The organism is Thermoactinomyces vulgaris (genome assembly GCF_005886755.1).
Taxonomy (GTDB): Bacteria; Bacillota; Bacilli; order Thermoactinomycetales; family Thermoactinomycetaceae; genus Thermoactinomyces; species Thermoactinomyces vulgaris.
Genome location: NZ_CP039710.1, coordinates 384,719 through 398,457, shown reverse-complemented (window position 1 = coordinate 398,457; position 13,739 = coordinate 384,719). Strand labels below are relative to the sequence as shown.

General features: G+C 47.6%; 13 protein-coding genes. All 13 read right to left on the bottom strand.

Annotated features, from left to right (window positions below; translation table 11 throughout):
• Window positions 1-5 precede the first annotated feature (5 nt).
• The gene (locus FA954_RS02105) at window positions 6-794 is read right to left on the bottom strand and encodes an enoyl-CoA hydratase/isomerase family protein (RefSeq protein ID WP_049720682.1); all 789 of its coding nucleotides are present in this window, start codon (window positions 792-794) and stop codon (window positions 6-8) included.
• A gap of 31 nt (window positions 795-825) precedes the next feature.
• Window positions 826-1,939, bottom strand: a protein-coding gene (gene prfB / locus FA954_RS02100; protein ID WP_121874281.1) for a peptide chain release factor 2 whose coding sequence is annotated in 2 segments (ribosomal slippage) — window positions 826-1,866 and window positions 1,868-1,939 — 1,113 coding nt in all. Because the reading frame shifts where the segments join, the coding sequence is not laid out codon by codon here.
• A gap of 77 nt (window positions 1,940-2,016) precedes the next feature.
• Window positions 2,017-4,551: a preprotein translocase subunit SecA gene (gene secA, locus FA954_RS02095; protein WP_037997705.1), complete on the bottom strand. Its 2,535-nt coding sequence runs from the start codon at window positions 4,549-4,551 to the stop codon at window positions 2,017-2,019.
• A gap of 144 nt (window positions 4,552-4,695) precedes the next feature.
• Complete coding sequence (locus FA954_RS02090; RefSeq protein ID WP_049720683.1) at window positions 4,696-5,913, bottom strand: glycosyltransferase family 4 protein; 1,218 nt, start codon at window positions 5,911-5,913, stop codon at window positions 4,696-4,698.
• A gap of 227 nt (window positions 5,914-6,140) precedes the next feature.
• The gene (wecB, locus tag FA954_RS02085; protein WP_037997700.1) at window positions 6,141-7,208 is read right to left on the bottom strand and encodes a non-hydrolyzing UDP-N-acetylglucosamine 2-epimerase; all 1,068 of its coding nucleotides are present in this window, start codon (window positions 7,206-7,208) and stop codon (window positions 6,141-6,143) included.
• Window positions 7,209-7,365: 157 nt separating this feature from the next.
• Window positions 7,366-7,929: a ribosome hibernation-promoting factor, HPF/YfiA family gene (hpf, locus tag FA954_RS02080; RefSeq protein ID WP_037997699.1), complete on the bottom strand. Its 564-nt coding sequence runs from the start codon at window positions 7,927-7,929 to the stop codon at window positions 7,366-7,368.
• A gap of 196 nt (window positions 7,930-8,125) precedes the next feature.
• On the bottom strand, window positions 8,126-8,326 hold the full coding sequence (locus tag FA954_RS02075) for a cold shock domain-containing protein (protein WP_037997728.1): 201 nt from the start codon (window positions 8,324-8,326) through the stop codon (window positions 8,126-8,128).
• A 104-nt stretch (window positions 8,327-8,430) separates the two neighbouring features.
• Complete coding sequence (locus tag FA954_RS02070; protein WP_037997697.1) at window positions 8,431-9,153, bottom strand: amino acid ABC transporter ATP-binding protein; 723 nt, start codon at window positions 9,151-9,153, stop codon at window positions 8,431-8,433.
• A 99-nt stretch (window positions 9,154-9,252) separates the two neighbouring features.
• Entirely contained in the window at window positions 9,253-9,933 is a 681-nt protein-coding gene (locus FA954_RS02065) for an amino acid ABC transporter permease (RefSeq protein ID WP_037997694.1), read from the bottom strand.
• Window positions 9,934-10,049: 116 nt separating this feature from the next.
• Complete coding sequence (locus FA954_RS02060) at window positions 10,050-10,808, bottom strand: basic amino acid ABC transporter substrate-binding protein (protein WP_037997692.1); 759 nt, start codon at window positions 10,806-10,808, stop codon at window positions 10,050-10,052.
• Between the two features lie 194 nt (window positions 10,809-11,002).
• Complete coding sequence (locus tag FA954_RS02055; RefSeq protein WP_037997689.1) at window positions 11,003-11,278, bottom strand: HU family DNA-binding protein; 276 nt, start codon at window positions 11,276-11,278, stop codon at window positions 11,003-11,005.
• Window positions 11,279-11,355: 77 nt separating this feature from the next.
• Window positions 11,356-12,075, bottom strand: a complete 720-nt coding sequence (locus FA954_RS02050; protein WP_138614828.1) for a ComFC family protein — start codon at window positions 12,073-12,075, stop codon at window positions 11,356-11,358.
• A 21-nt stretch (window positions 12,076-12,096) separates the two neighbouring features.
• A complete protein-coding gene (locus FA954_RS02045) occupies window positions 12,097-13,734 on the bottom strand; it encodes an ATP-dependent helicase ComFA (protein WP_175413163.1) in 1,638 nt (545 codons plus the stop codon).
• Between the last annotated feature and the right edge of the window lie 5 nt (window positions 13,735-13,739).

The window sequence follows — 13,739 nt, the reverse complement described above, 5'->3', positions numbered from 1 at the left end:
AATGTTTATTTTCCTTTAAACCGGGGCTCTCTTTTTTCAAGAAAAGCATCCATGCCTTCCACACGGTCTTCGGTGGCGAAGGACAAACCAAAGTACGCGGCTTCCATTTGCAAGCCGGATCGGAGATCTGCTTCTGCTCCCTGATTGATCGCTTTTTTCACAAAACGGACGGCCAGCGGAGCCTTTTTGGCCAATAATTGAGCCAACTCTTTTGCTTTGGGTAACAATTGGTCGGAAGGGAACACTTGATAAACAATTCCCAACCGCCGGGCTTCCTCAGCGGAAATCATCTCCCCGGTCATGCAAAGGTATTTGGCAGCTTGCTTGCCGATCAAACGGGCCAAGCGCTGCGTTCCTCCGTAACCGGGGATGACACCCAGGTTGACTTCGGGTTGCCCGAATTTCGCATTTTCCGATGCAAGGATCATATCCCCGCTGAGTGCCAATTCCAAACCTCCGCCCAAGGCAAATCCATTGACGGCCATGATCACCGGGATGTTCAATTCTTCAATCCGGTTGAACAAGGCCTGTCCTCTTTTGGCTTTGGCTTCAGCCTGATCCGGCCGGGAGATTTCGCGCAGCTCTTTGATGTCGGCCCCCGCAACAAAAGCTTTTCCCCCTGCTCCCGTAATCACCAATGCCCGGACGTCTTCCGATTGTTCAATGGATGCAACCGCTTCTTCCAATTCGTTTAACAGATCCTGATTCAGCGCATTTAAAACTTTTTCCCGCGAAATCGTCAGAACCGCCGTATTCCCCTCAAACTCCACGTTTAAATATTTCCAGTCGGACATTTTCCGCCCTCCCTGGTTTTTGATTTTTTCTCTAGGATTTTTGATTTAACTGCTGACGTAAATACGCTTCGATAAACGAATCGATTTCCCCGTCCATCACGGCTTGCACGTTGCCTACTTCCACTTGCGTCCGATGGTCTTTCACCATACTGTAAGGATGGAATACATAAGAACGGATCTGATTTCCCCATCCGATCTCGCTCTGTTCCCCTTTTAGCGACTGCAATTCTTTTTGTTGCTCTTCCAATTGCCGCTCGTACAAGCGGGCTTTTAAAATTTTCATCGCCCGGTCGCGGTTTTTGATTTGAGAGCGTTCCGACTGGCAAGTGACCACAATGCCGGTTGGGATATGGGTGATCCGGACGGCTGAATCCGTCGTATTCACATGCTGGCCCCCGGCGCCGCTGGAACGGTAGGTGTCAATTTTCAGGTCTTCCTGCCGGATTTCAATTTCGATATCATTGTCAATCTCCGGCATCACTTCAACCGATACAAACGAAGTGTGGCGGCGGCCGGAGGAATCAAAAGGCGAAATTCGCACCAAACGGTGAATGCCTTTTTCCGCCTTCAAATACCCGTAAGCATAATTTCCTTTGATCAGCAACGTCACACTTTTTATGCCGGCTTCATCCCCTGCGAGATAATCCAATGTTTCCACTTTGTATCCATGGTCTTCCGCCCAACGGGTATACATACGGAGCAGCATGTCCGCCCAATCTTGCGATTCGGTTCCGCCTGCCCCCGGGTGCAGTTGTAAAATCGCCGAGTTGCGGTCATACGGTTCACTGAGCATGACCGTCAGCTCGAAATTGTCGATCTCTTTTTGCAAGGAACGGATTCCGCTTTCCAATTCCTTCTCCATGGAAGGGTCTTCCCCTTCTTCTTGCAACAGTTCGAGCATCAATTTCTGTTCCTCAAAGGTTTCATCCAGCTCTTCCATCTTCTCGATCTGTTCTTTCAATTGTTTCATTTCACCGATCACTTTTTGGGCTGATTCCTGATCATCCCAAAAGTCAGGAAGAGACATCTCACTTTCCAGCTCTTTCAAACGCGATTTCTTCTGATCGAAGTCAAAGAGACCTCCTGATGTCCGCCAGTTTCCCGGCTGTATTTTCCAACGCTTGTTTCATTTCATGGATTTCCATACCTATCACCTCATGACATATCTTATTCCAAAAAAACGGATTGGAAAAGGGAAGGCTCAGGGTTCCCTGAGCTTCTTTCATTGAACCGAAACAGATTTTTCATTTTTTAAGCAACAGTTTTTGTATTTCTTTCCGCTGCCGCAAGGGCAGGGGTCATTCCGCCCCACTTTTTCGCTCCGGCGAACCGGTTGCTTCTTCGATACCGTCTCGCTCTGTTCCTGGCCGGAAACCGCCTTGGTGTTGACAGCGACTTCTTCCCGTTCAATTTCTTCTTTTTCGTCGATGACAGATTTCATCACGTAACGGACAACTTCCTCCTGTATTTCACTCACCATTTCCTCGAACATGGCAAAACCTTCAAATTGGTAAGCCCGGAGAGGATTGTCCTGTCCGTACGCCCGCAAATGAATGCCTTGCCGCAATTGTTCCATTGCGTCAATGTGATCCATCCATTTCCGGTCAACCGTCCGCAAGGTCACGACTTTCGCAAATTCATTGAGCCGTTCTTCGCCCATTTCCTCCTTGCGCTCTTCATAATATCTTACGACTTCGTCATAAATATATTCGATCATTTCTTCCGGATCCAATTTTTCCAACTCATCGATGGAGATCCTTTCTTCCGGGAGCAGATTGGATTCGACGAAATCAACAATGGCATCCAAATCCCATTCTTCCTCCAGTTCATCGGCCGTATGGGCCTTAACCACTTTTTCGATGGTTGATTTGGCCATGCCGAGAACGACATCTTTTAAATCCTGGCTGGTTAAAACTTCACGGCGTTGTTTATAAATGATTTCCCGTTGCTGGTTCAACACATCGTCATATTGCAAAACCCACCGGCGCGCATCGAAGTTGTTCGCCTCCACTTTCCGCTGGGCATTGGCCACTGCTTTGGTAAACAATTTCCCCCGGATCGGTTCGTCATCGGGCAGTTTATTCAACATTCCTTCCAGATTTTCCGCTCCAAAACGGCGCATCAAATCGTCATTCAGGGACAGGAAGAACCGGGAAGAACCGGGATCGCCCTGACGTCCGGAACGTCCCCTGAGCTGGTTGTCAATCCGCCGGCTCTCATGGCGTTCCGTGCCGATCACATGCAAACCACCCAGCTCGGCAACACCTTCTCCCAAAACAATGTCGGTTCCGCGCCCGGCCATGTTGGTGGCAATGGTGACGGCTCCTTTTTGCCCGGCCTGTGCAATGATTTCTGCTTCCCGTTCATGGTTTTTCGCATTCAGCACTTGATGGGGAATCCCTTTTCGCTTCAACATCCGGGACAATCGCTCTGATTTTTCGATGGACACCGTTCCCACCAACACCGGCTGGCCTTTTTGGTGGCATTGTTCAATTTCCTCCACCACGGCCTTCATTTTCGCCTCTTCCGTTTTGTACAGCACATCAGAATAATCTTCCCGGATCATCGGACGGTTGGTCGGAATTTGCAAAACATCCATGTTATAGATTTTGCGGAACTCTTCTTCTTCGGTTTTGGCCGTACCGGTCATTCCCGACAATTTTTCATACATCCGGAAATAGTTTTGCAAAGTGATGGTGGCCAGGGTCATGCTCTCCCGTTGAACTTGCAAACCTTCTTTGGCCTCAATCGCCTGGTGCAGGCCGTCACTGTAACGCCTTCCGTACATCAAGCGGCCGGTAAATTCATCCACGATGACCACGCCGTCTTCATTCACCACGTAATCTTCGTCCCGTTTCATGAGAACATGGGCTTTCAATGCTTGCTGAATGTGGTGGTTCAACATGATGTGCTTCATGTCATAAAGGTTGTCAATCCCGAGGAAGTTCTCCACTTTCTTCACGCCGTCTTCGGTTAACGTCACTTGCTTCGTTTTGATATCCACCGTAAAGTCCTCTTCCGGTTTCAGGCGGCGCACCACTTTGTCCGCCGCGTAATACAAATCGGTGGCCTTATTGGCTTGCCCGCTGATAATCAAAGGCGTTCTCGCTTCGTCGATCAAAATGCTGTCGACCTCGTCGATGATGGCATAATTCAGTTCCCGTTGCGTCAACTGCTCCGGATACATCACCATATTGTCCCGCAAATAATCAAATCCGAATTCATTGTTTGTCCCAAAAGTAATATCCGCCTGATAGGCGGCTCTCTTCTCTTCCGGTGACATGTGCGGCAGATTCAGCCCGACGGTGAGGCCCAAAAATTCAAACACCTGCCCCATCCATTCACGGTCCCGTTTGGCCAGGTAATCATTCACGGTGACAATATGAACGCCTTTTTCCGTCAAAGCATTCAAATAAGCAGGAAGCGTGGAGACGAGCGTTTTTCCTTCCCCGGTCTTCATCTCGGCAATATCGCCCTGATGAAGCACCATTCCACCGACCAACTGCACACGGAAATGACGCATGTTTAAGACACGGCGCGCGGCTTCGCGAACCACGGCAAACGCCTCCGGCAGGAGGTCGTCCAATGTTTCTCCTTCCTTGAGACGCCGTTTAAACTCATCCGTTTTCTCTCTCAATTGGGCATCGGTCAGTTTTTGCATATCCGGTTCCAAAGCATCAATCTGATCGGCAATCTGAAAAAACTTTTTCAGTTGCCTTTCCTGATTGTCAAACAGTTTGCGAAGGGTTTTTAACAACCTTCATCATCTCCTACCTTGAGCTGGATTAGATATTCGCCGAAATCCAAACAAATCCATATTGTATAGTTTAACAAATTTTTTCCCCTTTTTCATTTGGCTTTCACCGCCGGGGAGAGTAAAAAAACATCCGGCGTATGCGCTTTACTTCACCAGCTCTTTTAAGAATCCGTAGAAACGACGGGCCAGTTTCTTGCGGTCCCCTTCCCGGTCAATATATTCGCGTCCCCGCTTCCGGATGGCTTCCCTCTCTTCAGGAGACAGGGAACGCACTTTTTCAATGGCCTCAGCCAACCCTTCCGGGTTTTCCGCTCCCGCAAAGAAACCGACTTGATTCTTTTCCACAATCTCCCGGACTTCCCCGTCAACGGTAGTGACGATCGGCAGGCCGATGAATGTGTAGTCAAACAATTTGTTGGGCCGGGCGCCACGGAAAACCTCGTTGTCAGCCAAAGAAATGATTCCGCAGTCAGCCGCCTGGGTATAGTCAAAGATCTCCGATTTGGGCACCGGGTCCAACAAATGAACGTTATCCAAGCCTTCTTCTTCTTTTAATCGAAGCAATTTTTCCTTCTCCGGCCCGTCTCCGATCAAAACGATGGAAACCCCCGGTTTTAAATAGCGGCCTGCTTCCACCACATGTTGCAGTGCATTGGCCGGACCGTGTGCCCCGGTATAAATGGCAACAAACTCATCTTCCTTCACACCCATCCGTCTGCGGAATTCAGTCCGTTTGGACGGGTCGGGTTCCCAGGAGCCGACCACAATGCCATTGGGAATCAACCGGATTTTATCGGGATCAAACCCTTTGTCTGCGATAAATTTGCGCTGATGTTCCGTCAACACGATAATCTGGTCGGCTTTTTCATACAAAAACGATTCCATCCAAGTCAAGATCCGAACCACCCATTTATTGTTCAAACCGCCCATTTTTATCAGCGAATCCGGCCACAAATCACGCACTTCCAAAACAAACGGACAACGCTTTACTTTTGAAAGCATCCATCCGGCAAACGCCGTGAACAAATGGGGAGAAGATGCAATCAACACATCTGGCTTCTTTTTGAACAAGCCGGCCAGAAAAAAAATGGAAGCAAAACTTCCCATATTGAGAATCCGCTTGAAATCGTTGGTTTTATGCGGGAAGGACCACAGCCACTCCAGGTTCAGCCCTTTCACCGGTTCAATGTTTCGTTTTTCTTCCTCCGTGATAAATGTCCGGCGGGGGTGCACAAACTTGGACAAAAACAGAGTCACTTCCGCCCCTTCGCCATCCGCCCACTCTCTTGCCAGCTCATAGTGGCGGGTTATGCCTGCAATATTCGGTGGAACTGCATAATGATTCGCTAACCATATCCGCACGATCTTCACTTCCTTGTTTCTCACTTTTTTAATTTATGAAAAAAGGAAATCAATTCCTTTTGTAATATAAACGTCATTGTATTACAAAGTCTGAAATAAACTATCGTCAATGTAACATAATCATTCTGCGTTGGGTATCCTTTCGATTCCTTTTCGCAAAATAGTCAAGATTAAAACCGTTGATAAAAAGAGCCAGTTCCTTTTTCAGAACTGGCTTCATCCCTTCTTTATCCTATATCTTTGCCCAACTGTTCCAAAATTTTCTCCGCCGCATGTCCGTCTCCGAAAACCGGTTCCACCTGGTCAAAGTCCACTTCGAATTGTTCAACGGCTTCCAAAATCTTGCGGGAGTCCGCACCAACCAATCGATTGGCTCCCAGTTCAACGGTCTCGGTCCATTCCGTCTCATCGCGCATGGTAATGCAGGGAACCCTTGCAAACATGGCTTCTTTTTGGACGCCTCCCGAATCGGTTAAAATTTTCTTCGCATTGACTTCCAGCTGCAACATATCCAGATAGCCGACAGGTTCAATGCATTGGACGCGGTCGTTTTGAATGGCAAAACCATACTCTTTCAGTTTTCCGCGCGTTCTCGGGTGAAGCGGGAGAACCGCCGGCACCGGCAATTCATTGATCGCTTTTACAATTTCATGCAACCTTTTGGGATCATCCGTGTTTTCCGCCCGGTGCAAAGTGATCAAAATATAGCTTCCGGGTTCCAATCCGAGTTTTTCGAGCGCACCGGCTTTTTCTTCCGCCAGACGGCGGTTGTAAAGCACGGCATCCAACATCACATCGCCGATCAAATGGACACCTTCGGTGATCCCTTCCGTTTTCAAATGGTTGACCGCCGTTTTCGTGGGACAAAACAACCATTTGGAAACATGGTCGGTCAATACCCGGTTAACCTCTTCCGGCATCCGTTTGTTAAAACTTCTCAGCCCTGCTTCCACATGAGCAACCGGAATATGAAGCTTGGCAGCCGCCAGCGCCCCGGCCAGGGTGGAATTGGTGTCTCCGTAAACCAAAACGCAATCCGGCTTTTCAGACAAAAGGACTTCCTCGATTTTGCCCAGCATTTCACCAGTCTGCCGGCCATGCGATTTGGAACCGACATGCAAATGGTATTCGGGCACGGGAATATGTAATTCATCAAAAAATACATCCGACATGGACTGATCATAATGCTGACCGGTATGTACAAGAATTTCTTCGGCATGACGACGAATCACACGGGAAACCGGTGCTGCTTTGATAAATTGCGGTCTTGCTCCAACCACTGTCAAGACTTTCATTGGATAAACCCCCTGCGTGCTCTGAAATTTGGGAGATCCCATGGAATATGAAGTTATCATATCACAGCATGGTCCAAGTTCAATCTTCTTTTATAAAAAACATCATAAAAGCAACAATCCCCCCAAGCAAGGGGGGATGATTTCGCAGTTTGGATTTTTATTCGGGTTCAATCAAGCCGACCTTTCCATCTTTTCGGCGATAGATCACATTTATTTCATCCGTGACTGCATTGGTATAGACGAAGAAATTGTGTCCCAACAGCTCCATTTGCAAAATCGCTTCTTCGGTGTCCATCGGTTTCAACTGAAACCTTTTCACCCGGACGATTTCATCGTCTCCTTCTTCTTCATCGGTCAATGCGGTCATGGTGGTTCCCTTTTCTAAAGCGTTTTCTTTTAACATGTTACGAAAGCCTGACTCGCGGCGGGAACGCCGGTTGATTTTGGTTTTGTATTTCCGGATCTGTCTTTCCAGTTTTTCCATTACCAGATCCACAGAGGCATACATATCTTCACTCAGTTCTTCGGCCCGGACCAAAAGTCCCGGAAACGGGATCGTCACTTCGACTTTGTGCATATCTTTTAAAACATTCAGGGAAACTTGTGCCTCGATTTCAGCGGAATGATCAAAGTACCTTTCCAACTTGCTCAACTTACGTTCGATAAAGTCTCTCAAAGCGTCTGTAACTTGTAAGTTGTGACCGCGAACGATACATTTCATGGGGAAATCCTCCTTCCGCTTTGTACTTTATCTATTCCCTGATTTTTAAAAAATTCCTCCAGTATTTGTTACAATTAATATAAGGTAAATATTGGATGTTTTTAATTTTCGAAAAGATCCGGCCGCATGCCACAGAAAACACAAAAGCTCCCCGGAGGAAACCTCGAGGGAGCTTTATTTTCGATTTTATAAAACGTTAACCTAATTTAACAACGTTCGCAGCCTGTGGTCCACGCGAACCCTCCACGATTTCAAATTCAACCAATTGACCTTCTTCCAATGTTTTAAATCCTTCCATTTCAATCGCGGAATAATGGACAAACACATCGTCCCCGCCTTCACGCTCGATGAAGCCGTAACCTTTCTCCGCGTTGAACCACTTGACTTTGCCTTGCATGAAAAATACATTCCCTTCTTCAATCAGATTGCACAAGACATACATCTTACGCCATTTAACTATATCATTTGTCTAAAAATACTGTCAAGAAGACCCTTTTTGAATCATAAAACCTTGCTGAGAAAATTTTTTAATCTTTCGTGCCGGGGATGAAAAAAGATCTCTTCCGGACTGCCCGTCTCCAAGACTCTTCCTTCGTCCATAAAGACGATGCGGTCGCTGACTTCACGGGCAAATCCCATCTCATGGGTGACGACGACCATCGTCATCCCTTCACGGGCCAAGCCTTTCATCACTTCCAAAACTTCTTTCACCATTTCCGGATCCAAGGCGGAAGTGGGTTCATCAAACAACATGACTTTGGGCTCCATGGCCAATGCCCGGGCAATGGCAACCCGTTGTTTTTGCCCTCCTGACAGTTCACCGGGGTAACTCCCCGCTTTTTCCTTTAATCCGACTTTGTCCAATAACGCATAAGCTTTCGGCTCGATTTCTTCTTTTTTCATCTTCCGGACACGAATCGGAGCCAAAGTGATGTTTTCCAACACACTCAGGTGAGGAAACAGCTCAAAATGCTGAAACACCATCCCCACTTCAGCCCTCACCCGGTTCACATCGGTACCGGGATGCGTCAAATCTTGTCCGTTTACAATCAACTTGCCTGAAGTAATGGTTTCAAGCCGGTTCAAACAGCGCAACAACGTGCTTTTGCCTGATCCGCTCGGACCAATGACACAAACAAGTTCTTTTTCATTTATCTCCAAATCAATCTCTTTTAATACATGATACTGACCATAAAATTTATCCAGTTTTTCTGTCCGGATCATCCTGTCATCATCCCTTATCCGTTGAAGTCCGTCAGGCATCACATGCATGCCTTTGAAACGGCGCAAACGAACCGATCATAAATTTTTTTGTGCCACGGATTAACGTTTGCTTGTCCGAAACCGTTTTTCCAAATAAGAAACCCATTGCGTCAGAAGCGTTGTCAACACGAGGTACACCAATCCGGCCGTGATGTAAGGGGTCCAACGGACAAATGTGTTTTTGGCCGTCACGAATGCCGCATACGTAATATCATTGACGGCAATCACGGTCACCAAGGAGGTGTCTTTTAAAAGGGTGATCATTTCATTTCCGAGCGGCGGCAACATATTTTTAAACGCCTGAGGCAACACCACAAACCGCATCGCTTGTGGATAAGTCATGCCCAGCGAACGGGCCGCCTCCAACTGCCCTTTATCCACAGACTGAATGCCGCCGCGAAAAATCTCCGCAATATAAGCTCCGGCATTCATGGAAAAAGCAACGAATCCGGAAATGACGGCTTCGGGCGGATCCATGAAAAACATTTCCGCCAACGTGGGCAAAACGGCAAAATGGAAAAACAAAATCTGCAAAAAAAGCGGGGTTCCGCGAAACAGATGGACATAAACCCTGGCAGGAATCTTGAGCCATTTCTTCGTGGAAATCAACATCATCCCCAGCAAAACCCCGATCACCAATCCAATGGCCACCGCCACCGTGGTTAATTCGATGGTCGTGATCAACCCCTGGATAAATAAATCTTTATATTCTATGACAACCGACCAATCCCAATCCATCATTTATCCACAGTCTCCTTCTCCCTGTCCACAGTTATTCACATAGTTATCCACATTATCCACAAAATTAAAAACAGGCTCTTTTCACAACTTACCCACAAGTTATCCACAGATTTATTTCACTTATCCCCAAAATATTTGGCATAAATTTTGTCATAAGTTCCGTTTTGTTTAATCTTTTTCAGCCCGGCATTCAACTGGTTCAACAATTCCCGGTTTCCTTTTTTCACAATCATCCCGTAAGATTCCGACGGCATCGACGGATCTTGAACCGTTTTGAATTGACTTTTTCCCAGCTTTTTGAGATATTCCGCATTCACCGCTTCATCCACCACCACCGCATCAATGCGGCCGAGCTTCAAATCTTCCACCGCTGAAGAAATCACGTCATACCGTTTCAATCCCGGATAAGTGTTTCCAAATGCTTTTTGCACCACTTGTTCCCCGGTTGTGGACGATTGCACCCCGATCTTTTTCCCTTCTAAATCTTTCAATGTTTTGACCTGGGAAGCCGACGGAACCAAAATCACTTGTTTCGCTTCAAAGTAAGGTTCCGTAAAATCATAAATCTTTTGGCGCTCCTTTGTGATGGTGATTGCAGAGATCCCTGCATCCAACCGGCCTCTTGCCACACCGTTTAACATGACATCCCAGCCGACATGTTGAAAGTCCAATGAAAGGTTTTCCGCTTCGGCCACAGCCGACAAAATTTCAGCATCAAAACCGGTGATCTTCCCGTTCCCTTCCAACTTTTCAAACGGAGGAAATTCAGCATTGGTTCCCACTTTGATGTCATTTTCTTTTTCAGCCGGACTGCCGCAACCGGCCAATAGAAACAAAGAAGAAACCAAAGAAAGTATAATCATGCAAAAGCGCATTTTCCCACACCCCTTCCCAAACCCTTTATCCGCTAAAAACGTATAAAATTTAATCATTTCCTTTGAAAAGATTCGATTTAATTATACATATTTATGTATATTTATTCAATCCTGGCATGAATGCAAATTCAGGAAGGCGGAAATAAAAAAAATCACCCGGGGCTCAGCGCCTCAGGTGATTCCGTAGGGACGGATTACTGATTGATCAGTTCTTTCAATTGTTTTCCGGGTTTAAAAGCCGGGGCTTTTCTTGCTTCGATAAACATTTCTTCTCCGGTTTGCGGGTTTCTTCCTTTGCGTGCCGCATATTCACGGACTTCAAAGTTTCCAAATCCGATCAGTGTGACTTTATCTCCGTTTTTCAATGCTTCCGAAATGGTTTGCAAAACGCTGTCGACGATCATTCCTGCCTCTTTCTTCGTTTTGCCCGTTTTTTCAGCTACTTTTTCCACTAATTCCGTTTTGTTCATTTTTCAACGCTCCTTCATGATTACTTGATTTACATTGCTATCTACAAGAGTTGACCACTTTTTTCTATTCTAATACTTTATCTGGCAAATGTAACAGAGAAAACTTCTTGAAATCCCGCATTCCGCAAAACTTTTGCACACTCTCTGACCGTGGCGCCGGTGGTGTAAACATCATCCACGATCAATACCGACCGTTTCCGGCCCTTTTGCGCTTGCCTTTGATCCGCCAACTGAAAAACGCCATTTATGGAATGAAGCCGCTCACGGCGAGTACGCCTGCTTTGCGGAGTGGTTTCCTTTACTCGTTTCAATAAAGGATGTACCGGGATCCACAATTTTTTCCCGATGGTCAAAGCCAATCGTTCCGCTTGATTAAAGCCTCGCTGTTTTTGCCTTTCGCCATGCATCGGAACATAAGTGATCACCGAAACGGCTTTTCTCCCGTAGTGTTCCCGGATCACTTCCGCCATCCACTTTCCCATCGGCACCGCCAAGCTTTCCTTGCCGCCATATTTGAATGTCCACATCCATTCCCGGACCAAAGGGGAATAGGAAACAGCGCTGCGATTTACGACCCGTTCACCGGGGGGGATTCGCAGACAATCTTCGCAAATCTTTCTGTTGAATACCCCGGGGCTCATGCAAATGGAACAATACGGTTTTTGAAGCACTTCCGCTTGCTCCAGACAAACCGGGCAGATATGATCCGATACAGATACGGGGAGTTCCCTTTGCACAGGAGACGAGCAAAACCAGCAAGTACGAAAAGCCGGAAACAAAGATGACCACCACTTCACCTCTGATTATACGCTCCTTTTTCAGCAAAATCCTTCTTTTTCAGCAAAATGATTCAGCCACTTTATTTTTTTCAATGCTTGTTTCTGTGCCATGTTTTTTTCCTCTGACAAAAACCAAACCACTCCCTTTTGGTACCCGGCATTTCTCCCGACGCGGCCGGCGATTTGCACGAGGGTTGCTTCGTCAAAAACCGGATGATCTCCTCCCATGACGAGCACATGGCAACGCGGAACGGTCACGCCCCGTTCCAAAATGGTGGTGGTCACCAAAACGATCCACTTTCCTTCGCGGAATTCCCGGATCTTTTGCTCACGAAAAGGATCGCGGGCATGAACGCCCCCGGCTCTGGCAAAACAGGAAGGGGCATTTTTCTTTAACCATAAAAGCACCAAGCGGACATCCCGAACCCTGGGCACAAAAATGAGAGCTTGTCCCCGGCATTCATCCAGTTGTTGCAAAAAACGGGTCAAGACGGCAACCGGTTTCCCTTTGCTGATTTTCGTCCATAACCGGCTCTCCAGAAACAGCTTTGGAAGCGGAAGTGGACATCCATGATACCGGGCCGGCAACATCACAGCGGCCAGACGACCTCTTTTGACGGAGTCCTGCCAATAAACCGGCGGTGTTGCGGTTAACAAGACTTGTTGCCCATCCGGGGCCATCGCCCGGTGCAATCCGCTTTCCAACGCAGGATCGCCATCAAGTGGAAAAGCATCCACCTCATCAATGATCATCAAATCAAACGCATGATGATACCGCCACATTTGATGGCAAGTGGCCAGCACAAGCGGGGAAGAAAGCCACCGGTGCGGGGATCCCCCGTACAAAGCAACCGTTGCCGGGAAAAATTCCCGCATCCGGGGGTACAACTCCAACACGACATCTTTGCGCGGCGTCGCCCATAATATCCTTTTCCCGCGATCCAGCCATTTTTGAATCACCGGAAACATGATTTCGGTCTTGCCGGCTCCGGTGACAGCCCAGACCAATACCTTTTTTTCCTGATTCTCAAGAAGGGTTTCGATCCGGGAAGAAGCCCGTTGCTGGTTCAAGGTCAAAGAAAACGCCGGATCCTTGCATGCGGGTTTTGCCGGTTGATTTGCCTCCGGTTCAAACAAGAAAAAAGGGGTGCAAGCACGGCTGCGCCCCATCAAAAGGCAATGTTCACAAACCGCACACTCGCCGCCGCATGACGAACAGACCGTCGCTTTGATTTCCTCCCCCTGATGACGGCATCGTTCACAACGCCATCTGCGTACCGAACCCAGCTTGATCACGCCCGGTTTCAATTGACATTTTTGTTCCAGGATCAGGATTTGCAAGGCTCTTTTTATCGTTTTCAAATCCATGCCCGACATATGTTTCTCCACCAGGTTTTGGACTTCCTGCCACAACAACGCTCTCCCGGCAAGAACCGGAAAGAGCCGGCCCGCTTGATCCATCCATGCCGGAAGTTCATGTCCAACAGGCATGGTAACGGGTTCCGGTGATTTTTCTTTCCTTCCCCGGGCCAAGGACCAGGCTTCCCGGATCGAACGGGTCCAATGCACCTCCGCCAATGTCTTCCCCCGCTTCTTCCAATACCAGAAATCCACTTCCACTGCCAGGCTGAACCGCCCCTGTTTTTCCCCTTCCAGACGATAAAAATAAATTTCCAACTCCA